The sequence below is a fragment of the Rhodoferax sp. GW822-FHT04A08 genome, assembly GCF_058801025.1.
In genome coordinates this window covers 1-21,305 of sequence record NZ_JBXAMW010000013.1, presented here as the reverse complement: position 1 = coordinate 21,305, position 21,305 = coordinate 1, and the positions used below count along the sequence as shown (strand labels likewise).

General features: G+C 62.9%; 23 protein-coding genes and 3 tRNA genes. 17 read left to right on the top strand and 9 right to left on the bottom strand.

Annotated elements, in window-relative coordinates:
- The gene (locus AC1RMF_RS20485; RefSeq protein ID WP_342619085.1) at positions 1 to 1,020 is read right to left on the bottom strand and encodes a TRAP transporter substrate-binding protein; all 1,020 of its coding nucleotides are present in this window, start codon (positions 1,018 to 1,020) and stop codon (positions 1 to 3) included.
- Between the two features lie 172 nt (positions 1,021 to 1,192).
- Between AC1RMF_RS20485 and AC1RMF_RS20480 the strand changes: the two genes are divergently transcribed.
- Both AC1RMF_RS20480 and AC1RMF_RS20475 read left to right on the top strand, forming a co-directional pair.
- Positions 1,193 to 3,199 (top strand): sensor histidine kinase, encoded by a 2,007-nt coding sequence (locus AC1RMF_RS20480; protein WP_493143933.1) that lies wholly within the window; start codon positions 1,193 to 1,195, stop codon positions 3,197 to 3,199.
- A gap of 9 nt (positions 3,200 to 3,208) precedes the next feature.
- Positions 3,209 to 3,829 carry a response regulator transcription factor gene (locus tag AC1RMF_RS20475; protein ID WP_493143931.1) on the top strand — a complete coding sequence of 207 codons (621 nt, stop codon included), beginning with the start codon at positions 3,209 to 3,211 and terminating at the stop codon, positions 3,827 to 3,829.
- 11 nt (positions 3,830 to 3,840) lie between these two features.
- On the opposite strand, the gene AC1RMF_RS20470 is transcribed toward AC1RMF_RS20475, so the two are convergent.
- From AC1RMF_RS20470 to AC1RMF_RS20455, 4 genes are all read right to left on the bottom strand, one after another.
- Positions 3,841 to 4,443, bottom strand: coding sequence for a LysE/ArgO family amino acid transporter (locus AC1RMF_RS20470; RefSeq protein WP_493143929.1), 603 nt, complete (start codon positions 4,441 to 4,443; stop codon positions 3,841 to 3,843).
- 2 nt (positions 4,444 to 4,445) lie between these two features.
- Entirely contained in the window at positions 4,446 to 4,928 is a 483-nt protein-coding gene (locus AC1RMF_RS20465) for a CinA family protein (RefSeq protein ID WP_493143928.1), read from the bottom strand.
- Positions 4,928 to 5,446, bottom strand: coding sequence for a phosphatidylglycerophosphatase A family protein (locus AC1RMF_RS20460; RefSeq protein WP_493144081.1), 519 nt, complete (start codon positions 5,444 to 5,446; stop codon positions 4,928 to 4,930). Before AC1RMF_RS20460 ends, AC1RMF_RS20465 begins: the two co-directional genes overlap by 1 nt.
- A gap of 112 nt (positions 5,447 to 5,558) precedes the next feature.
- Positions 5,559 to 6,464 carry a LysR family transcriptional regulator gene (locus tag AC1RMF_RS20455; RefSeq protein WP_493143926.1) on the bottom strand — a complete coding sequence of 302 codons (906 nt, stop codon included), beginning with the start codon at positions 6,462 to 6,464 and terminating at the stop codon, positions 5,559 to 5,561.
- A 128-nt stretch (positions 6,465 to 6,592) separates the two neighbouring features.
- On the opposite strand from AC1RMF_RS20455, the gene AC1RMF_RS20450 reads away from it, so the two are divergent.
- Genes AC1RMF_RS20450 through AC1RMF_RS20440 form a run of 3 tightly spaced genes read left to right on the top strand, consistent with a single transcriptional unit; the run spans position 6,593 to position 8,194 of the window.
- On the top strand, positions 6,593 to 6,985 hold the full coding sequence (locus AC1RMF_RS20450) for a tautomerase family protein (RefSeq protein ID WP_493143924.1): 393 nt from the start codon (positions 6,593 to 6,595) through the stop codon (positions 6,983 to 6,985).
- 60 nt (positions 6,986 to 7,045) lie between these two features.
- Positions 7,046 to 7,423, top strand: a complete 378-nt coding sequence (locus AC1RMF_RS20445; RefSeq protein WP_493143923.1) for a VOC family protein — start codon at positions 7,046 to 7,048, stop codon at positions 7,421 to 7,423.
- Positions 7,424 to 7,480: 57 nt separating this feature from the next.
- Positions 7,481 to 8,194, top strand: coding sequence for a helix-turn-helix transcriptional regulator (locus AC1RMF_RS20440; protein ID WP_493143921.1), 714 nt, complete (start codon positions 7,481 to 7,483; stop codon positions 8,192 to 8,194).
- A gap of 16 nt (positions 8,195 to 8,210) precedes the next feature.
- On the opposite strand, the gene thiL is transcribed toward AC1RMF_RS20440, so the two are convergent.
- From thiL to apaG, 3 genes are read right to left on the bottom strand one after another with little or no spacing between them, the layout of a single operon-like run.
- Complete coding sequence (thiL, locus tag AC1RMF_RS20435) at positions 8,211 to 9,209, bottom strand: thiamine-phosphate kinase (protein ID WP_493143920.1); 999 nt, start codon at positions 9,207 to 9,209, stop codon at positions 8,211 to 8,213.
- Between the two features lie 8 nt (positions 9,210 to 9,217).
- Positions 9,218 to 11,206: a site-specific recombinase gene (locus AC1RMF_RS20430; protein WP_493143919.1), complete on the bottom strand. Its 1,989-nt coding sequence runs from the start codon at positions 11,204 to 11,206 to the stop codon at positions 9,218 to 9,220.
- Positions 11,207 to 11,215: 9 nt separating this feature from the next.
- Positions 11,216 to 11,617 carry a Co2+/Mg2+ efflux protein ApaG gene (apaG, locus tag AC1RMF_RS20425; protein ID WP_342619074.1) on the bottom strand — a complete coding sequence of 134 codons (402 nt, stop codon included), beginning with the start codon at positions 11,615 to 11,617 and terminating at the stop codon, positions 11,216 to 11,218.
- A gap of 70 nt (positions 11,618 to 11,687) precedes the next feature.
- Here apaG and rpe point away from each other — a divergent pair, with 70 nt between their 5' ends.
- Entirely contained in the window at positions 11,688 to 12,362 is a 675-nt protein-coding gene (gene rpe, locus AC1RMF_RS20420) for a ribulose-phosphate 3-epimerase (protein ID WP_493143917.1), read from the top strand.
- Between the two features lies 1 nt (position 12,363).
- Here rpe and AC1RMF_RS20415 read toward each other — a convergent pair whose 3' ends face one another.
- Entirely contained in the window at positions 12,364 to 13,941 is a 1,578-nt protein-coding gene (locus AC1RMF_RS20415) for a methyl-accepting chemotaxis protein (RefSeq protein WP_493143915.1), read from the bottom strand.
- Between the two features lie 422 nt (positions 13,942 to 14,363).
- Between AC1RMF_RS20415 and AC1RMF_RS20410 the strand changes: the two genes are divergently transcribed.
- The 11 genes from AC1RMF_RS20410 to AC1RMF_RS20360 all read left to right on the top strand — a co-directional run.
- Positions 14,364 to 15,905, top strand: a complete 1,542-nt coding sequence (locus AC1RMF_RS20410) for an anthranilate synthase component I family protein (protein ID WP_493143913.1) — start codon at positions 14,364 to 14,366, stop codon at positions 15,903 to 15,905.
- Between the two features lie 6 nt (positions 15,906 to 15,911).
- Positions 15,912 to 16,499, top strand: coding sequence for an aminodeoxychorismate/anthranilate synthase component II (locus AC1RMF_RS20405; protein WP_342619070.1), 588 nt, complete (start codon positions 15,912 to 15,914; stop codon positions 16,497 to 16,499).
- 5 nt (positions 16,500 to 16,504) lie between these two features.
- On the top strand, positions 16,505 to 17,551 hold the full coding sequence (gene ltaE / locus AC1RMF_RS20400) for a low-specificity L-threonine aldolase (protein ID WP_493143911.1): 1,047 nt from the start codon (positions 16,505 to 16,507) through the stop codon (positions 17,549 to 17,551).
- Positions 17,552 to 17,556: 5 nt separating this feature from the next.
- Positions 17,557 to 18,210: a LysE family translocator gene (locus AC1RMF_RS20395; protein ID WP_493143910.1), complete on the top strand. Its 654-nt coding sequence runs from the start codon at positions 17,557 to 17,559 to the stop codon at positions 18,208 to 18,210.
- Positions 18,211 to 18,220: 10 nt separating this feature from the next.
- Positions 18,221 to 19,267 carry an anthranilate phosphoribosyltransferase gene (gene trpD / locus AC1RMF_RS20390; protein WP_493143908.1) on the top strand — a complete coding sequence of 349 codons (1,047 nt, stop codon included), beginning with the start codon at positions 18,221 to 18,223 and terminating at the stop codon, positions 19,265 to 19,267.
- Positions 19,268 to 19,274: 7 nt separating this feature from the next.
- Complete coding sequence (gene trpC, locus AC1RMF_RS20385) at positions 19,275 to 20,063, top strand: indole-3-glycerol phosphate synthase TrpC (RefSeq protein ID WP_493143907.1); 789 nt, start codon at positions 19,275 to 19,277, stop codon at positions 20,061 to 20,063.
- Between the two features lie 8 nt (positions 20,064 to 20,071).
- Entirely contained in the window at positions 20,072 to 20,785 is a 714-nt protein-coding gene (locus AC1RMF_RS20380; protein ID WP_493143905.1) for a uracil-DNA glycosylase, read from the top strand.
- A 29-nt stretch (positions 20,786 to 20,814) separates the two neighbouring features.
- Positions 20,815 to 20,900: transfer RNA gene (locus tag AC1RMF_RS20375), tRNA-Tyr, on the top strand.
- A 37-nt stretch (positions 20,901 to 20,937) separates the two neighbouring features.
- A tRNA-Gly gene (locus tag AC1RMF_RS20370) sits at positions 20,938 to 21,011 on the top strand.
- A 33-nt stretch (positions 21,012 to 21,044) separates the two neighbouring features.
- Positions 21,045 to 21,119 (top strand) — tRNA-Thr (locus AC1RMF_RS20365).
- 45 nt (positions 21,120 to 21,164) lie between these two features.
- On the top strand, positions 21,165 to 21,305 hold a 141-nt coding region (locus AC1RMF_RS20360; RefSeq protein WP_493144080.1), incomplete at its 3' end, for a GTP-binding protein.

The window sequence follows — 21,305 nt, the reverse complement described above, 5'->3', positions numbered from 1 at the left end:
TTACTTCACGGGAACAAATCCGGCGGCCTTGTACGCAGCTTCGATGGTGGCCTTGCCCACGCGGCCTTCCATGTCGTGGTGCACCGGCATCAGGGCCTTCTTCCATTCCAGGGTTTCGGCCGGGGTCAGGGTGTAGACGGTGGACTTGCCGCTGGCCTTGATCTTGTCTAGGGCCTGTGCGTTTTCGGTGGCGGCAATGGCGTTGGCGTAGGTGGTGGAGTCCTTGATGGAGCTTTCCAGCGCGGTGCGGATATCAGCCGGCAGGCCGTCCCAGAACTTCTTGTTCACGATCACGGCGTAGGCCAGGTGACCGTGGTTGGAGATGGTCATGTGCTTCTGCACTTCGTAGGTCTTCTGGGTGTAGAAGTTGGAGGCCACGCCTTCGGTGCCATCCACCACGCCGGATTGCAGCGCCTGGTACAGCTCGCTGAAAGCCATCACCTGCGGAATGGCGCCCAGTGCGCGCATTTCAGCGTCCAGCACCTTGGAGCTCTGGATGCGCATCTTCAGGCCCTTGAAGTCTTCCACTTTGTGCAATGGCTTGTTGGCACTCATCTGGTGGAAGCCGTTGTCCCAGTACGCCAGACCCTTGATGCCCTTGGGTTCGAGCTTCTTGAACAGTTCGGCGCCCAGCGGGCCTTCGGTAATGCCACGGAAGGCTGCGTCGTCCTTGAACAGGAAGGGCAGGTCAAACACTTCAAATTCTTTCACGCCCAGGGGGCCGAACTTGGCCAGCGAGGGGGCCAGCATCTGCACGGAGCCCAGTTGCAGGGCTTCCATTTCTTCCTTGTCCTTGTAGAGCTGGCTGTTGGGGTACACCTCCACCTTCACGCGGCCGCCGGTACGTTGCTCGGCCAGTTCCTTGAAGCGCAGGGCGCCCTTGCCTTTGGGGGTATCGGGTGCCACGACGTGGCTGAACTTGATGACGATGGGGGCTTGCGCCAGGGCGGCCACACTGGTCAGTGCGGTGCAGGCCAGCAATGCGGCCTGGACGAGGGTACGGCGGGTGAAGTGGGTCATGGGGAATGCTCCGTTGTAGATTTGGGTGGCGCGAGTGTGCTGTACGCCGTCCGGTGGCGCGATTGTGGTTTTCCACATTTATTCATTTTTGGCGTTCGAAACCAAGGGTAAACCCTTGGGTTCGAACGGGTTGCTGCAGCACATTCGAACCGCCGGAAGCTAGACTGCGGACATGCTTGCGACCCACAGCATCCCCCTGGAACTCGCCTCCGATGCGCGCTGGAGGCGTGTTCGGCGCAGCCTGTGGTTGCTGCCGCTGCTGGCATCCCTGCTGTTTGTATCTGGCGTGCTGGCCTGGGCCTACAAGACCGACCGTGAAGACCATGAAGAGCGCCGTGCCACCATGATCGCGGACGCCTTGAGTACCGAAGCCCAGCTGCGTGATCGCCTGGCGGCGGAGATGGTGCACCTGCAGGCCCTGGCGCGCCAGTTACCCACTCTGCCGCGCAATGCTGCGGGCTTGGCGGGCAATGCGGAAGTGAGTGAAGGTCTGCATCGCCTGTGGCTGAGCGTGACCTGGCTGGATGCACAGAACCGCATCATTGCCAATGTGCCCGAACAGCCCCCCCTGGTCAGCACCCGTGTGGGTGAACTGGGTGAGGAGCCCGGTATCTCGGCACACCTGAACCTGAATGCCGGTGACGAGAAGCTGGTGCTGCGATATTCCCCGGCGCTGCTGCTGCGCAAAGGCATCCCCTGGTGGGTGACGCGCAAATACGATGTGCAACTGATTGACTCCAACGAGCAGGTTATCGCCTCAGTGGACCAGACGCCCCTGCGTACCGATACCCAGGAGCGCGAGACCTATATGGTCTCCGTAGGCAGCGATATGCCGGGCGCCTATCTGGAACTGGCCTTGCGCGAAGCACCGCGCCCCATTCTGCGGGTGGTGCCGCTGGTGCTGATTGGTGGCTTTCTTGCGCTCATGGTGGTGGCAACCTTCTTGCTGCGTCGCCAGGTGGCGCGTATTTCGCGCGCCGAGAATGCCTGGCGGACCGAGGCCGCCTGGCGCCAGGCCATGGAGGATTCGGCGCTGGTGGGCTTGCGTGCCAGGGACGCCGATGGGCGCATCCTGTATGTGAACCGGACCTTCTGCAATATGGTGGGCCTGCGTGCCGACCAGTTGGTGGGGCTCAGCCCGCCCATGCCCTACTGGCCGCCGGAAGCACTGGACGAGGTCATGCTGCGCCACAAGCGCAATCTGGAGGGCAAGGCGCCGCGCGATGGGTACGAGGCCCTGTGGTGCCACCAGGACGGTCGGCGCATCAACGTCATGGTGTTCGAGTCGCCCTTGATTGATGCGCGGGGCCAGCAGATTGGCTGGATGGGCTCCATCATCGACATTTCGGCGCGCAAGAAACTGGAAGAGCGCGAGCGCCACCAGGCCGAGGCCATGGCGCACCAGTCACGCCTGACCACGCTGGGCGAAGTGGCCTCCGCGCTGGCACACCAGCTCAACCAGCCGCTCACGGTAATCATGGGCTACAACGCCGGCCTGCAGCGCATGCTGGCCGATGCGGGCTATGACAACCAGGCGGTGCTCAATGCCCTGGCGCAGCAGGGCGCGCAGGCGGCTGAGGCCGGGCGCATCGTGCAGCGCATCCGCGAATTCCTGACCCGGCGCGCACCTCAGCGCGAGGCTTGCGACCTTGGCACCATGGCGCACCGCGCGGCGGAGCTGCTGCAGCGCGATGTGCGTGCCGCCCAGGTGCAGCTGCAATGGGATATGGCCGCAGACCTGCCACAGGTCTTTGCCGACCCGATCCTGATGGAGCAGGTGCTGATCAACCTGATACGCAACGCCTGCGATGCCATGCAGGCGGCGCCTGTGCAATCCGCAGGTCGCCGCATCCGTCTGGCCGCCCAGCGCAGCGGCGAGCGGTTTGTGCGCATGGACGTGGAAGACAACGGGCCAGGCCTGCATGGCTTGACCGTGGAGCAGTTGAGCGCGCCGTTCTTCTCCACCAAGTCGGACGGCATGGGCATGGGGCTGGCGATCTGCCGCTCCGTGGTCGAGGTACACCACGGCGGCATGGATGCGGGCATCAGCAGCCTGGGCGGAGCACGTTTCTCCTTCACGCTGCCGGTGTTTGACGCACGCCTGCAAGGACACAGCCCGGAGCAGGCCAACGAGCTGGCAGACGAAGACGCCCGCGCAACCATGGAAATCGATGTGTGAGAACCGAGCATGACCCAGGCCCCTGACGTGGTTGCTGTGCATCTGGTGGATGACGAAGCCACCGTGCGCGCAGCGCTGGAATTCCTTTTTGCATCGCATGGCCTTGCGGTGCGCAGCTATGACAGTGGCGTAGCCCTGCTGGACCATCTGAACCAGGGCCATACGCTGCGCGGCTGCGTACTGCTGGACGTGCGCATGGAGCCTCTGTCGGGCTTGCAGGTACACGACGAACTGGTGGCGCGTGGCATCCAGGTGCCGGTGATCTTCCTGACCGGGCACGGTGACATCCGCATGGCAGTCGGGGCCTTGAAGAAAGGTGCGTTCGACTTTGTGGAAAAGCCCTTTGGCGATGCAGCCTTGGTGGAGCGGGTGCGCGACGCACTGCAGGCCGACGCACAGCAACAGCAGCGGCGTGCCAACGGCGATTCGCGCGGCGAACTGCTGGCCGGGCTCACACAACGGGAGCAGGACGTGATGGTGCGCGTGGCCGCAGGCAAGCTCAACAAGGTCATAGCCGACGAGATGAACGTCTCCATGCGCACGGTGGAGGTGTACCGCGCCCGCGTGTACGCCAAACTGGGTGTGCGTTCGTCGGCCGAGCTGGCCACCCTGCTGGCTCGCAGCGAATAGCTGCGACAGTCCTACAGGCCGAGTGCCAAGCTGGTGGCCAGCGCCAGCATGACCAGCGCAATCACGCTGTCCAGCACGCGCCAGGCGTTGTCCTTCTCGAACCAGGGTGCCAGCAGGCGTGCACCAAAGCCCAGGGCGCTGAACCACAGCACGCTGCCCAGCATGGCGCCGGCGGCAAACCACCAGCGGCCATCCCCGCGCTGCGTGGCCACGGCGCCCAACAGCACCACCGTGTCCAGGTACACATGGGGGTTGAGAAAGGTGAAGGCAAAACAGGCGGCCAGCGCCGCGCGCAGGCTGCCCGGGCCGCTGCCTTCCACATGCAGGTGTCCACCCATCCAGGCCCGACGTGCTGCCAGCAGTCCGTAGCAGCCCAGAAACAGCGCGCCGCCGTAGCGTGTGCCCTGCATGAGCAGTTCATTGCCGCGCAGTACCGCACCGGCACCGCCCACGCCGGCAGCAATCAGCAGTGCATCGGACAATGCGCAGAACAGAACCAGTGGCAGCACGTGCTCCTGCTTGAGCCCGCTGCGCAACACAAAGGCATTTTGCGAGCCGATGGCCACGATCAGTGCCAGACCGGTAGCCAGCCCGGCGCCCATATCCACCAGCATCGTCAATCCTTCAACAGTGTGACTAGGCGCTGCAGCGCGTGCTGCACCGTTGCACTGCGCACGGCAGCGCGGTCGCCATCGAAATGCATCACTTGGGATGTGATGCTGCCGCCCACGCTCCAGGCAAACCACACCGTGCCCACCGGCTTGGCAGCACTGCCGCCAGAGGGGCCAGCAATGCCGGTGACGGCCACGGCGGTATGGGTGCGTGCACGTTCTGCCGCGCCCTGCGCCATGGCGCGGGCAACGGCTTCGCTGACCGCACCTTGGGCGGCAATGAGCTGCGCGTCCACGCCCAGCATCTCGGTCTTGGCGGCGTTGGAGTAGGTGACGTAGCCGCGCTCAAACCATGCGCTGGAACCCGCCAGATCGGTGCAGGCCGCGGCAATCATGCCGCCGGTGCAGCTTTCGGCGGTGGCGAGTGTGAATTGGCGTTGCAGCAGCTGGCTGGCCAGTTGTGCGCAGAGGTTCTGCGTGTTGGCCATCAGATGAATTTCCACAGTGCGATGGTCAGCAGGGTGCAGCCCGCAGCCACCAGATCGTCCAGCATGATGCTGGCGCCGGCCTTGACCCAGGCATTGCGGTCGGTCAGCGGGTCCACGCCGTGGAACAGGGCGTCGGCCCAGCCCACCGGGCCTGGCTTGGCTGCGTCAAAGAATCGAAACAGCGCAAATGCCACGCACTGGGCCAGCAGGCCCGCGGGCATCACCAGCCACAGCACCAGCCAGAATGCCGCAACCTCGTCCCACACGATGCTGCCGGGGTCGAGCACACCCATGTGCCGCGCCGTCACGCTGCAGGCCCACCAGCCTATGGGCAGCGACGCGACGATCAACAGTCCCCAGCCGGCTTCACCCAGCCAGTGGGAAAGCACCACATACGCTGCCCAGGCCCACAGCGTGCCGGCAGTGCCCGGCGCCACGCGCGACAGCCCGGAGCCAAACCCCAACGCGATCCAGTGCGCCGGATGGGCGCGTAGAAAGCGTGCGGTGGGTCGGGTCATGGGAGCAGCGCCTGGAGTGGCGTGGGTTTCTGCACTGGAAGAAATGCCATCAGCCACTTCGGTGGCGCTTACATCGATGGTGAGGGGGGTGTTGGGATCCTGCATGAGGGGATTATCCGAGTGCGCCGATCCACGCAGACCAATAATCGATGCAGGCCCGTATTTTGGGGAGCCGCTGGCGCCCCTGTTGCATGACGGCGTAGATGGGAAAGCGCGGGCTGCTGAAGTAGCCGGGCAGCACCTGCACCAGGCTGCCGGCCTGCACCAACGGGCGTGCCATCAGATCGTTCAGCCGCCCAATGCCCACGCCCTGGACGACCAGGCTCATCATCAGGGCGCTGTTGTCGGTGCGCGTGTGGCCATAAACCGGAAGTTCACCGGCGTCGGACCGGGTCCATTGGTTCATCCAAGGTGACACGCTGCTGCCGATCAAATGGTGGCGCTCCAGTTCGTCGGGATGCTGCGGTGTGCCCTTTTGCGCCAGATAGGAGGGTGCTGCATACAGGCTGCGGCCATGCTCCCCGACCTTGCGTGCCACCAGGCTGTCCTGGCCCGCGCTGCCGGTGCGAAACGCAATGTCGATGCCGTCACGCACCATGTCCACCATCCGGTCATCGGCCTGTATTTCGATGTTCAAATCCGGATGGCGTTGGTACAGCCCTGCCAGGCTGGGGGCAATGACGCAATGCGCCAGCAGCGGGCTGACCGCCACGCGAACCCATCCGTTGGGCCCGCTGAGCTTGCCGCTGAGCTGGCTGTCCAGATCAGCCGACAGGTCCAGCATGCGCCTGCCGTAGTCCAGCAGGGTGTCGCCTTCATCCGTCAGGCTCAGTCCATGGGTACTGCGATGCAGCAGGCGGATGCCGCAACTGGCTTCCAGTCGCTTGAGTGAGCGCGTGACCTGGCTCACCGGAATGTTGCGTTCCCTGGCGGCAGCGGACAGCGTGCCCAGCTCCGCAATGCGGGTGAAAAGGGCGATGTCATCCAGGCGGGCGGGCATGGCTGGATTGTGGGGCATTCAGGACTGTTTTTGCAAATAGTGCAACACCCATTTGGTTTTTTCGGTGTTTTCATAGGTTGGTACTTTCGATAAAGTGAAATCCAAGGGGCCAACCCCTGTTTCTTTTCAAACAACCGAGGATTTCTATGCCCACACTTGTTGTCACCTTGTCCCACCAACCACCACCGGAGCGCTATGTCCTGTTGGCCGACGCCCTGACCCGCATTACCGCGCAAACGCTGGAAAAGCGCGCCGAGGTCACTGCCGTCGCGATTGATGTGTTGCCCCCGGGGCGCTGGTTTGTGGGTGGTCGTGAACCAGCCCGGCCGACTGTTCTGCTGGAGATCAACGTGACACGGGGCACCAACTCCGACCAGCAGAAGGCTGCGTTCGTACAAGCGGCCTATGCCGAGCTCGCATCCCAGCTGGGTGCAGCTGAAGGCATCGAGCTGGCGAGCTATGTGGTGGTGAATGAAGTGGATGCCGCCAACTGGGGCTATGGCGGGCGCACGCAGCAGGACCGGCACAAACCCTCCTGACACCACGTTGTCAGGAGGGGAGGCGCACGATGGCGGCCTCTCTTACTCAAAGGACTCTTCATGAAAAACGCCATCAGCTGGTTTGAAATTCCCACCACACAACTGGATCAGGCACAGGCCTTCTATGAGGCCGTGCTGGGTAGGCCCATGCGTCGTGAGGCCATGGGCCCATCGCAAGGCGCCGTGTTCGCGTATGCACACGAGCAGGACGGCGTCGGCGGGGCACTCATGATGGGCCCCACCGCGCCGCAGCCATCCGGCACGGGTACCCTGGTGTATCTGGATGCATCTCCCGCACTCGACGCCGCAATGCAGCGGGTGGTGGAGCAGGGTGGCCGCATCGCATTGCCGCGCCAGGCCCTTCCGCCGGGGATGGGCTACTTTGCCCACTTCATCGATCTGGACGGCAACCGCCTGGGCCTGCACGCCATGGAATGACGTCATGGGCATGCACAATGCTGCCAGCGTCTTGTTGCAACCCATCCGCAATACACCATGCGTCGTGCCGACCGCCTCTTCCAAATCGTGCAACTGATCCGCGGGCGCAGGCGCACCACGGCATCATTCCTGGCCCAGCGCCTGGAGGTGTCCGAGCGCACGGTGTACCGCGACGTGGCCGACCTGCAGCACCAGGGCGTGCCGATTGAGGGCGAAGCGGGCGTGGGCTATCGGCTGGGCCGGGGCTTTGAGTTGCCGCCACTGATGTTCAGCCCGGATGAAGCGCAGGCGCTGGTGGCATCGGTGCGAATGGCGCAGGCCTGGCAAGACCCGGCCTTGGCACAAGCGTCACAGGTAGCGCTGGGGAAGATTCTCTCGATACTGCCTGCAGCTGCGAGGGCTGCTGCGCAGAGCATGGCCCTGTATGCCCCGCCTGTGCGGATGGAGCCCGCCGTATTGGCGACCCTGCAAACCTTGCGTGAAGCCGTGCAGCAGCGCTGCAGGCTGCGTTTTGCCTACCGTGACGCGCAAGGCGTTGGCAGCCAGCGCAAAGTGCGGCCCCTGGGCTGCTTTTACTGGGGTAGTGTGTGGACGCTGGCAGCGTGGTGTGAAGACCGCAATGACTTTCGCAGCTTCCGTCTGGACCGCATGCGTGATCTGGCTTTGGTGGAAGGTGCGGCGGGGCACTTTCAGGAGGAAGCCGGCAAGACCCTGGCCGACTGCTTGCGCGCAGCAGCACCTCCCCATGTGCTGGACCAGCTCAGCAGCTAGCAATCAAAGGGGGTTTTCAGTCGGAGCCGAAGTGGTCAAACGACTGCAGATGCAGCTCCATGGGTTGGCCGTCGCCGTCGGTCAGCCGCAGGCCGGATTGCGCTTCTATGCGCCCGATGCGGGTGACCGGTGTGTGGCTGGCACGCGCTGCGGCTTGCACTGCGGCAGCCTGCGTTGCCGGTGCGGTAAAGACCAGTTCGTAATCATCCCCGCCGCTGAGCACGTGTTTGAGCAGCGTGTGCTGCAGGGCGTGTACGTCTGCGGGGTTGGTTGCTGCTGCAAGGGCGGGGTAGGCCGCCAGCAACTGCAATGCGGCAGAGGTGTCCAGCGTGGCGCCTACACCGGAGCGCTCCAGGATGTGACCCAGGTCACCCAGCAGACCGTCGCTGATGTCGGCTGCCGCCGTGGCAATGCCGCGCAGCGCCATGCCCAGGGCCAGACGCGGTGTGGGCTGCTCCAGGCGCAGCCGGGCTTGCGCCAAGGTTTCGGGCAGAAGCGGTGTGGTGCCTTGTTGTTGCATGTGCGCAAGAGCCAGATTGGCGTCACCCACATTGCCGCTGACGTAGATGTCGTCACCTGCGCGTGCCCCGCTGCGCAGCAGGGCCTGCCCTCGCGGCACTTCGCCGAATACGGTGATGCAGATGTTGAGTGGTCCCTTGGTGGTATCGCCGCCAATCAGCTCGCAGCCATGGGCATCGGCCAGGGCCAGCAGGCCTTGCGAAAACGGGGCCAACCAGGATGGGTCCGCCTGCGGCAGGGCCAGCGCCAGGGTGAATGCCAGCGGCGAAGCGCCACAGGCCGCCAGGTCGCTCAGGTTGACCGCCAGTGCCTTGTGGCCCAGGGCGCGCGGGTCCACGTCGGCAAAGAAGTGGCGCCCGCTGACCAGCATGTCGGTGGAGATGGCCAGCTGCATGCCAGGTCTGGGCTGCAGCAGTGCGCAGTCGTCGCCCACGCCCAGTACCGCCTTGGGCGTGGGGCGCGTGAAGTATTGCTTGATCAGGTCGAACTCACCCATGCGATGTGTCAGTCATTGGAGCGTGCGGGCCAGACAAAGCTCAGGGGACTTTGTACCAGTCGGCGCGTAATGGCCCGGTAAATGCGGTTGCGGCTGATGTTGGACACGTCGTGGGCGCGCAGCGCAACCCGGAATGCAAACAGAAAACTCACGCCTACATTGAGCAGGCCGATCAGCGGGATGGCCGTCACGGCCCACCACAGCGCGGGTTCATGCACCACCTCCCAGCCCAGCGTGGCGCATGCGGCGCCCAGTTGGCCGGTCGACAGCGTGACGTGTCGCACATCCAGCGGTATGCCCAAGAAACCCAGGATGGCAGGCGTCAGCCCCAGGATGAAGCCCAGCGACACATTGGCTGCCAGACCGGAGATGTTGTGGCGCCAGAAATGCGCCCAGCGGTCGGCACGCTGTACACCCAAGACTGCAGTGAAACGCGGGTTGTATCGGATGGCCGAGTCCAGCCGGTGCAGCACAAACCAGTTTTCCACCCAACCCGCCAGAATGCTGCTGGAAAACAGCAGCACGCCGGTGAACGCGGCATAGAGCACGCTGGGCCCGAGCAGGGTGAGCGAGTGCAGTACGTAATGGGCCGTGGCGGCGTCGATCATGGGCGCGCCGCGCAGCTGTTGCACACCCAGAGCCAGCAGAACGGTCGCCGGGAAGACCACGACCACATTGCCGATGACGGCGGCCGTCTGCGACCGCACCAGATGCGTCACTTCATCCACAAAGGACTCCAGCGCGTCGGGTGTGGACACGTCCTTGAGCTTGGCCGCCATGGCCGGCGCAGTCATGGCCGGCTGCTTGGTGGCCAGGGTGAAATGCAGCAGCTGGATCAGGACGAAGCTGGCGGCATACACCACACCAGCCCAGAAGCCGTACCAGAAGGCGCTCAGGCCCAGGGCCATCACCGCAAACTTCAGCGCTGTCGTAAGCGCTGTCAAGGCGCCGCCGCCAGCCGCGTTGGACAGCATCTCGCGGTATTCGGTGCGGGTGCGGGCGATGTAGTGCTCGCCGGTTTCCGAGCTGCGCTCCGCGACCTTGGCAGCCAGCAGCGAAGAGCTGGCGCGCACCAGTGCACCCACGCTGCGTTGCTCCTGCTCCAGCGTAGCCAGGTGGGACAGCAGCCCGGCGCAATTCAGGTACTGCGGGTCGTCGAGCAGGCAGGCCAGCAATGCCCGCACCCGCTGGATACGTCCGCGCAACTGGCGCAGGCGAAACACGAGGTCCACGGAGATGCCGTGAGCTTCCAGGTGTTCGTAGACGCTGGCGGCTGCCCAGTTGCAGGAGTCGAGCTGCTCCTCGTAAGCCTTGATGGCTTCCTCCAGACCCTCGCCGTTGAACCATGCTTCACGCAGCTTGTCAAAGCAGGAAGTCAGGTCATGAAACGGGTTGTGTTCGCGCCAACCGGCGTCCATGCGCAAACGGACCTCGGGAGAAAAACCGGTGGCCCGGATCTGGCTGGTGCAAAAGGTCAAAGCATCCAGCAAACCGTCCTGCCAGTAGGTCAAGCCCGGACGTGACTTCGCATGGTGACCGTTGGACGGTGTGTTCAGGATGGCCGCCAGTCGCGCCAGATGGTCTGGCGTGAGGGCATGCAACCACTGTGCGTCTGCGGGGTGGGAGAGTGCCAGCGCAAACAGTTCGGCGGCATCGGTGGTTTGTGGCGATGCAGGTAGCCAGCGCCGGTGCAGGCGCTGAACCATTTCGCTGACGAAGGCGTTGCGGGCGGAAAAGCCGTAGTCACACAGCAGGTTGCTGATGTCTACCGAGGCAATAAGGGCGCGCCACCATTGCTGCAGCTTGAGGCGCGTGTCTTCCCGCGCGTCCAGCACATCGAGCAGCATCTCGATGTGGCCCAGCGCCGTGGCTGTGGCGCCGTCGGTTCCGCGAATCCATTCCAGCAGGGAAATCAGCCACAAGTGGCGGTGCACCAGATCCGCCTCAGGGTCCAGTGTTTCAAGTAGCTGAGGCAGGTCGTTTGCGATTCGGGCCATGCGGTCGGGTCAGTGCAGCGTGCGCTTCTGGTCCAGTCCGTGGTCACCGCTGAGGGCGTCCAACACGAACATGGGCACGGTGGCATCGAACTTCTCGCCATCTTCGGCCACGCAAAAGAAACTGCCGTGCATGGTACCCGTGGGCGTACGCAGCCGCGTGCCACTGGTGTATTCGAAAGACTGTCCCGGCTTGAGCAGTGGCTGCTGGCCGACCACACCCAGGCCGCGCACTTTTTCGGTGTGCCCATTGGCGTCGTTGACGTTCCAGGTGCGAGATATCAGCTGCGCGGTGACCTCGCCGGTATTGGTGATGGTGATGGTGTAGGCAAAGACGTACAGGGCCTCTTCCGGATTGGATTGGTCGGGAAGGTATTGCGGCACCACTTCCACCAGAAATTCATACTTTGGCATGCCCCGATGCTACCTGCGAAAATGCGGGGCTGCAGATCCTGCCCATCAAGTCCACTTTCCACCTCAATCCATGACCTACCGTATTGCCCCGTCCATCCTCTCTGCCGACTTCGCCCGTCTGGGGGAAGAAGTGAAAAACGTCATCGCCGCAGGCGCCGACTGGATCCACTTCGACGTGATGGACAACCACTATGTGCCCAATCTAACCTTCGGCCCCATGATTTGCAGTGCACTCAAGCCCCATGCCAAGACCGCTTCGGGCGTGGCCGTGCCTATTGACGTGCATTTGATGATTTCGCCCGTCGACGCCCTGGCCGCGAGTTTTGCCGAGGCCGGTGCCGACCTGATCAGCTTCCACCCGGATGCCAGCGGCCACGTGCACCGCAGCATTCAGGCCATCAAGAGCAAGGGCGTAAAGGCCGGTCTGGTCTTCAACCCGGCCGAGCCGCTGGATGTGCTGGATTGGGTGATAGAGGACATCGATCTGGTGCTGATCATGAGCGTCAACCCCGGTTTCGGCGGCCAGAGCTTCATTGACTCGGCGCTGCGCAAGATCGCGGATGTGCGCAAACGCATTGACGCCAGCGGCAAGGACATCCGACTGGAAGTCGATGGTGGCATCAAGACCGACAACATCCGCCGTGTGGCCGATGCGGGTGCCGACACCTTTGTGGCGGGCAGCGCCATTTTCGGCAAGCCGGACTACAAGGCGGTGGTGGACGCCATGCGCCAAGCGCTGGCCTGATTCAGGCGGGCAAGGACGCGCCCAGCAGCACGTGCGTGGGGGCATCTCCCGCCCGCAGCTTGAACACCGAGACGGCATCCACCAGGTCCAGGGCCTGGCTTTTGAGGCCGCTGGCAGCGGCGGCCATTTCCTCGACCAGGGCGGCATTTTGCTGGGTGGCCTGATCGATCTGATTGACCGCCTGACCGACCTGGTTCACGCCCGCATCCTGCTCGGCGCTGGCCGCGCTGATTTCCGCCACGATGTCGGTCACACGCCGGATGGCGGTGACCACCTCGGTCATGGTGGCGCCTGCCTGATCGACCAGGGTCGTGCCATGTTCCACCCGTTCCACGCTGGTGCCGATGAGGGTTTTGATTTCCTTGGCGGCATCGGCCGATCGACCGGCAAGGGCTCGGACCTCAGAGGCCACCACGGCAAAGCCGCGGCCTTGCTCACCGGCACGTGCTGCTTCTACTGCCGCATTCAGCGCGAGGATGTTGGTCTGAAAGGCAATGCCGTCTATGACGCTGATGATGTCCGCGATGCGGCGCGAGCTGTCGTTGATGCCCCTCATGGTTTCCACCACATGGCCCACCACCTCCCCGCCGCGTGTGGCAACGGCTGAAGCGCTACTGGCCAGCTGACTGGCCTGGCGCGCGTTGTTGGCGCTGTGGCTGACGGTGGAGCCCAGCTCCTCCATGCTGGAGGCGGTCTGCTGCAGGGCGCTGGCCTGTTGTTCGGTACGAGCTGACAGGTCATTGTTTCCCTGGGCAATTTCCGCGCTGGCATGGGCCACGTTTTCAGAGCCCTGGCGCACACGCGCCACCAGTACTGCCAGCTTGTCCTGCATGGTGGCGAGTGCGCGCAGCAGTTCGGCAATCTCGTCACGTCCCTGCGTCTGGACTTGCGAGCTGAGGTCACCGTCGGCGACCTGGTTGGCCAGTCCCACGGCCCGCTGCAGAGAGCCCACGATCTGGCGGCTGATCAGCACACTGCCAATCAGGGCCGCAAGCGAGATGAACACCATCACCCCGGTCGCAATCTGGGTGGCGCTCTTGGCACCCTGCGACGCCACCACCGCCACGGCGGCTTCGGATTTGGCCAGTACGCCACGCAAGGCATTCAGCGTGGCTGCGGCATCGCGGTCCTTGCCGCGGGCCGCCTTGTCGCCCGCGATGGGGTCATTGCTGGCTTGCTTGTAGGCATCGAAAGCCTGCAGGTAGCCGGCCTGGGCATTGGCCATTTCGGTGCGCAGCTTGGAGACCAGCGGTTTTGCCTCCGGGCTGTCGCCCACCATCTTGCCCAGTTCATCAATTCCAGAATTGACCTCGCTCATTTCCTTGAGGTGCGAAGCCCAGTACTTTTCCTGGTCTTTGGGGTCCGATCCGCGCAGCAAGGTGTTTTTCCATTCCTGGATGGCGACCGAAAAGTGGCCCGCGATGTCCGCGCTCTTGCGGTGCGCAGCGACTTCGTGCAATACATCGTTTTCGTAGGTAGAGACTGCGCCGTTGAGTCTCCAGATTCCGAACAATGCGCCGGCCAGCAGCAGCAACAGGGAGACGGCGAATGCCAAGGGTAGCTTGAGACTCAGTTTCATCACAACTCCTGTCTGTCAGGCGTTTTGCTACGCGGGTAATGCAATTTAGACCACAAACCAACAGCTGTCATCAGGAAACACAGCAGTTTTCATGCCGGCGAGCCCATTTGCACAACTTGCAAGCGACCGCCAATGCATGACATCTTGTTTTGCTACACTGGACGCATGTTTATTCACCGCATCAGCATTACGGGTTGTAGCGACCGGGGAGCCTGGCCCTGGCGTACCTTGCCTGCTTTCGCTGGGCGCACACCCTCGCTCGCTGCCTGACTTTGCGGCGAGTCCCGGGTTGATGTGCTTGCACTGCGCGGCCATTGCTTACACCCGGGAATGCGATTTCCATCACGGTTGAGCGACGCGCATCCCCGAACCCCGCACCTGTGGGGAAACCGAATGCAATCCTTCCAATAGGCACAACCAACGTGATGACCGAAACCCAATTCCAGGCCTTGCGCGACCAGGGCTACAACCGCATACCGCTGATGGCGCAAGCCTTTGCGGACCTTGAAACCCCGCTTTCCCTCTACCTCAAGCTGGCGCGCACTCCAGGCAGTGCCGAGCCCGCGCCCTACAGCTTTCTGCTGGAGTCCGTGGTGGGCGGCGAGCGCTTTGGCCGCTACAGCTTCATAGGCTTGCCAGCGCGCACCCTGTTGCGCGCCAGTGGCTTTGGCCAACATGCCCGCACTGAAGTCGTGACCGATGGCGTGGTGGTGGAGACATCCGGCGCCAACCCGCTGGACTTCATCGCCGAATACCAGGGCCGATTCAAGGTGGCTCTGCAGCCGGGCCTGCCCCGCTTCTGCGGCGGTCTGGCCGGTTACTTTGGCTATGACGCCGTGCGCTATATCGAAAAGAAGCTGGAAAACAGCTGCCCACCGGACGAGCTGAACTGCCCCGACATCCTGCTGCTGCAAACCGAAGAGCTGGCGGTGATCGACAACCTCTCGGGCAAGTTGCACCTCATCGTCTATGTGGACCCGACACAGCCGGGCGCATTTGCCAAGGGACAAGCCCGCCTGGCTGAATTGCGCGCGCAACTGGCCCAGGCCGTGATTGCGCCGGAGGTCAGGCCCACCCAGACGCATGAGGCGGTACGCGACTTCGCCAAGGCCGACTACATTGCCGCGGTCGAGCGTGCCAAGGAGCTGATTGCCGGGGGCGACTTCATGCAGGTGCAGGTAGGCCAGCGCATCAAGAAGCGCTACACCGAGTCTCCCTTGAGCCTGTACCGCGCCCTGCGCTCGCTCAATCCCAGCCCCTACATGTACTACTACAACTTCAGCGGTGCAGACGGGCAGGGCGGTGACTTCCACGTGGTGGGGGCGTCGCCTGAAATCCTGGTGCGCCAGGAGCAGGTGGTGACGGACGGTGTGACCGAGCAAAAAGTCACTATCCGCCCCCTGGCCGGCACCCGCCCGCGCGGAGCCACGCCGGAGCTGGACAAGGCCGCCGAAGTAGAACTGGTGGGCGACCCCAAGGAACGTGCCGAGCATGTGATGCTGATCGACCTGGCGCGCAACGACATCGGCCGCATTGCCAAGATCGGCAGCGTGAAGGTGACCGATGCCTTCTGCGTGGAGCGTTACAGCCACGTGATGCATATCGTGAGCAATGTGGAAGGCACCCTTGTGGATGGCATGACCAGCATGGATGTGCTTCGGGCCACCTTCCCGGCCGGCACACTCACCGGCGCGCCCAAGGTGCATGCCATGGAGCTGATCGACCAGCTGGAGCCCATCAAGCGCGGAATTTATGGCGGCGCCTGCGGCTATCTGAGCTACGCCGGTGACATGGACGTGGCCATTGCCATCCGCACCGGCATCATCAAGAACCAGATCCTGTACGTGCAGGCGGCAGCCGGCGTGGTTGCCGACAGCGTGCCCGAGCTGGAATGGAAAGAAACCGAAGCCAAGGCGCGCGCCTTGTTGCGTGCCAGCGAGCTGGTCGAGGAAGGATTGGAGTAATACACCATGACAAACAAAATCAAGCTTCTCATGGTCGACAACTACGACAGCTTCACCTACAACATCGTCCAGTACTTTGGCGAGCTGGGGGCGGACGTCGAGGTGTATCGCAACGACGAAATCACTTTGGAAGAAATTGCTGCGCGCAAGCCCGACCGCCTGGTTGTCTCACCCGGTCCTTGCTCTCCCAACGAAGCCGGAATTTCTGTGCCGGCCATTCGCCATTTCATGGGCAAGCTGCCGATTCTGGGCGTCTGCCTGGGGCACCAGAGCATTGGCGCGGCGCTGGGCGGCAAGATCATCCGGGCGCAGGAACTCATGCACGGAAAGACCTCGGTCATCACCACCACGCAGGAGGGCGTATTCGCCGGCTTGCCTCGGCAATTCACGGTGAACCGCTACCATTCCCTGGCCATCGAACGCTCCAGCTGCCCCAAGGAATTGGCGGTGACGGCCTGGACTGACGATGGCGAGATCATGGGTGTGCGGCATACCGGCTTGCCGTTTGAGGTACGCATGGAAGGCGTGCAATTCCACCCGGAAAGCATCCTGACGGAGCATGGGCATGCCATGCTGCAAAACTTTTTGAGGTGAAACCCATGGGCTCTACAGTAGATTTGCGTAGCGACACGGTGACACAACCCACGGCCGCCATGCGCGAGGCGATGGCTGCGGCGCCCTTGGGGGACGACGTCTTTGGCGATGACCCCAGCATCAATGCCTTGCAGGACAAGGTTGCGGCAATGCTCGGGTTCGAAGCTGCGCTATTCATGCCTACCGGTACGCAAAGCAATCTGTGCGGCATTCTGAGCCACTGCCAGCGCGGCGACGAATACATCGTCGGCCAGCTGGCGCATACCTACCGCTGGGAAGGCGGAGGCGCTGCCGTGCTGGGCAGTGTGCAGCCGCAGCCGCTGAGCCACCAGCCGGACGGCACGCTTTCGCTGGCTGATATCGAGGCCGCCATCAAACCCGATGACGCGCATTTCGCCCGCAGTCGCCTGCTGACGCTGGAAAACACCTGGGGCGGCAAGCTGCTGCCGTTTGCCTATGTGCAGGCGGCGACCGAGCTGGCAAAGCGCAAGGGCCTGAGCCGCCATCTGGATGGCGCACGCCTGTTCAACGCCGCGACTGCCCAGGCAGCACTGTCGGGTACCGATCCATATCAGGAGGCACAAAATATCGCCAACTGTTTTGACAGCGTTTCCGTGTGCTTCAGCAAGGGGTTGGGTGCGCCCGTGGGCTCGGCTCTGTGCGGCAGCAAGGAGTTCATTGGCCGCGCGCACCGTATCCGCAAGATGGCGGGTGGCGGCATGCGCCAGGCCGGCGTGCTGGCGGCTGCAGCAACCCATGCACTGGACCATCACGTACTGCGTCTGGCGCAAGACCACCAATTGGCCAAGCGTCTGGCAGACGGGCTCACCGGGATCGAAGGACTGGAAGTGGAAGCGCCACAGACCAACATCGTGTTCGTTGATCTGGTGGGCCCGGCACGTGAACAGTCTGCGGCCCTTCTGGACTATCTGAAGACCCAGGGCGTGTTGGCCACGGGCCTATATCGCTTGCGGTTTGTCACCCACCTGGACGTGGACGCTGCGGGTGTTGACCGTGCCGTGGCTACCGTGCGGCAATTCTTCAAGGCGTAAATACGGTGCCTACCCACCAGTTGCTGTTGTTTGTTGCCGCAGGGTGGCTGCTGAATCTGACGCCAGGGCCTGATGTGCTCTACATCGTGTCCCAGGCTTTGCGCAGCGGCGCGCGTGCCGGAGTCGTGGCGGGTTTGGGCATCATGGCGGGCTGCTTTGTGCACATCTTCGCGGCGGCGCTGGGCGTGAGCGCCCTGCTGGCGGCCTCTGCCACAGCTTTCACTGTGCTGAAGTGGCTGGGCGCGGGCTACCTGTTTTATGTGGGAATCAAGCTGTTGTTTTCCCGTGCAGAGAGCAAGCCGTTGGCGGTCGAGGCAGATGGCGCTAGCCAACCCGTCGCAACGGACCTCTGGCGCGTGTTCACTGGCGGCTTCTGGACCAATGCCCTCAATCCCAAGGTGGCGATCTTCTTTTTGGCTTTCGTGCCGCAGTTCATCGCACCGGGAACCGAGCATGCCACCTTGGCATTCCTTGCCTTGGGTGTGCTGTTCAACGTGAATGCCATTCCTGTCAACATGGGCTGGGCGCTGGCTGCGGCCTGGCTCGCGCGCCACGCCAGCGTGGTACAGCGCGGCATGCACTGGCTGGACCGCGTGGCCGGCACCCTGTTCATCGCATTCGGGCTGAAGCTCGCTTTCACAGACAATCCTGCATCCTAAGGAGACTTACATGCCTCAGCCAAAAGGCCAGATCACCCCGCAAGAAGCCTTGCAACGCACCATCGAACATCGCGAGATATTCCACGACGAGATGCTGCACCTGATGCGCCAGATCATGTCCGGCGAGGTTTCGCCGGTGATGATTGCCGCCATTACCGCCGGCCTGCGCGTCAAGAAGGAAACCATTGGCGAGATCACCGCTGCCGCACAGATCATGCGGGAGTTTTCCACCAAGGTGGAGATCGCCGACAAGTCGTCTCTGGTGGATATCGTGGGCACGGGGGGCGACGGATCGCACACCTTCAACATCTCGACCTGTGCCATGTTCGTGGCGGCTGCGGCGGGTGCCAAGGTCAGCAAGCATGGCGGACGCGGTGTCAGCAGCAAGAGCGGCAGCGCCGACGTGATGGAAGCGCTGGGCGTCAACATCAACCTCACGCCGGTGCAGATTGCCCAATGCCTGGAGGAGACGGGTGTCGGTTTCATGTTTGCACCCAACCACCATCCCGCCATGAAGAATGTGGCGCCAGTGCGCCGCGAGATGGGTATCAAGACCATCTTCAACCTGCTTGGCCCGCTGACCAATCCGGCCGGCGCTCCGAACATCCTGATGGGTGTTTTCCATCCGGACCTGGTGGGTATTCAGGTGCGTGCGCTGCAGCGTCTGGGCGCGGAACACGCGGTGGTGGTCTACGGCCGTGATGGCATGGACGAAGTCAGCCTGGGCGCCTCCACGCTGGTGGGCGAGCTCAAAGACGGTGAAATCCGGGAGTATGAGATCCATCCGGAGGATTTCGGCATGGTCATGGCCAGCAACCGCGCCTTGAAGGTGGAAAACCCGGAGGCCTCACGGGCCATGCTTCTGGGCGTGCTGGACAACCAGCCTGGTGCAGCCAAGGATATTGTGGCGCTCAATGCCGGGGTGGCCTTGTACGCGGCCAATGTCGCCAGCACCATGCAGGATGGCATCCAGCGCGCCTATGCGGCCATTGAATCCGGTGCGGCCAAGGCCAAACTGGAGGTCCTGGCCTCCCTGTCGGCCCGCTTGGCGGGGTAAGGAAACCATGAGCAATATTCTGGACAAAATCGTCGCGGTCAAGCACCAGGAAGTGGCGGTAGCGCGCAAGCGTAAATCCTTGGAGGTGGTGCGCGCTGATGCCGAGTCGCGCGTGTTGACGCGTGACTTCGTGGGTGCCATCCGCGCCAAGGTGTCCGCGGGCAAACCTGCCGTGATTGCCGAGGTCAAAAAGGCCAGCCCATCCAAAGGTGTTCTGCGCGAGGACTTCATTCCTGCCGACATCGCTCAGAGCTATGCCGAGCATGGCGCAGCCTGCCTGTCCGTGCTGACTGACGTGCAGTTCTTCCAGGGGAGCGTGGATTACCTGAAGCAGGCGCGTGCGTCTTGCCAGTTGCCGGTACTGCGCAAGGACTTCATGGTGGACCCCTATCAGATCTACGAATCCCGAGCCATGGGGGCGGATGCCATTCTGCTGATTGCCGCCAGCCTGGATGATGCGCAGATGAAAGACCTGGAGGCTATCGCTCTGGGGCTGGACATGGCGGTTCTGGTGGAAGTGCACGACCAGCCCGAGCTGGAGCGGGCGCTCAAACTGCGCACGCCCCTGCTCGGTATCAACAACCGCAACCTGAAGACCTTTGAGGTTTCGCTGGAAACCACGCTGTCTTTGCGCGCGTTGGTGCCTCCAGAACGCATTCTGGTGACCGAAAGCGGCATCCACACGCGTGAAGATGTGCTGCGTATGGGGGCTGCTGGGGTCAATGCCTTTTTGGTGGGCGAGGCCTTCATGCGGGCGCCCGAGCCCGGTGAAGCGCTGGCCAAGCTGTTCGGATAATTTCAGCCATGCAGGTGACCACGAAGTCGGTTGCAGACCAATTGACGGCGGCAGATCCGGCAGCCTGGCCAGTTGCCAAGGGCTGGCAGCCTCTGGTACAGGATTTCTTTCAATCCGCCGCTGGTCTCTCGTTGTTGCAGTTTCTGCAAGAAAGGCTGCAGGCAGGGGCCAGCATCTTTCCGCCCCTGCCATTGCGTGCACTGCAGCTGACTCCGCCGGAGGAGGTCCGAGTGGTGATCCTGGGGCAGGACCCTTACCACGGGCGTGGCCAGGCGGAGGGCTTGGCGTTTTCCGTGGCGCCGGGTGTTCCCTTTCCCCCTTCGCTGCGCAATATCTTCAAGGAATTGCAGCGCGATCTGGGAACGCCTCCGCCAACTTTTCCGCAGCCGGGAGGCAGTCTTGTGCGCTGGGCGCAAAAAGGCGTCTTGCTGCTCAATACCTGCCTGACCGTGGAGGAGGGCCAACCTGCAAGCCATGCCAACCGGGGGTGGGAACAGCTGACCGATGCGGTCATCCGCCATGTTTCGCAGCATGCCCAGCCCGCAGTCTTCATGCTTTGGGGGGCTCATGCGCAGGGAAAGCGGCCGCTTATCGATGCTAATCGCCATCTGGTGCTCTGTGCCAACCATCCGTCACCTCTGTCGGCCATGCGTCCACCGGTTCCCTTCATTGGGTGCGAACATTTTTCAAAGGCGCGGGCCTGGAGGGATGCACGGAAATAATTTCGTGGCATAATCAGCGGCTCACCCATGGAGAGGTGGCCGAGTGGTTAATGGCAGCAGACTGTAAATCTGCCCTCTTACGAGTACGCTGGTTCGAATCCAGCCCTCTCCACCAGTGATAGTCAGTTGTTCGAGCGCGTGCCCGGAATCGTGCGGGGTTCGTATAGTGGTAATACCTTAGCCTTCCAAGCTAAAGCGAGGAGTTCGATTCTCCTACCCCGCTCCACATCTGATCGTTTGCTGTGGTGAAAGATTTTTAGCCCATTTGGCTCAGTGGTAGAGCACTCCCTTGGTAAGGGAGAGGTCGCGGGTCCGATTCCCGCAATGGGCACCAGTTTTGTATTGATGGTTTTATCTCGTAACTTCTCGGAGTCTGATAATGGCAAAAGAAAAATTCACGCGTACCAAGCCCCACGTGAACGTGGGCACGATTGGTCACGTTGACCACGGCAAGACCACACTGACAGCGGCCATCACCACGGTTCTGGCGCAGAAGTTTGGCGGCCTGGCCAAGGCGTAT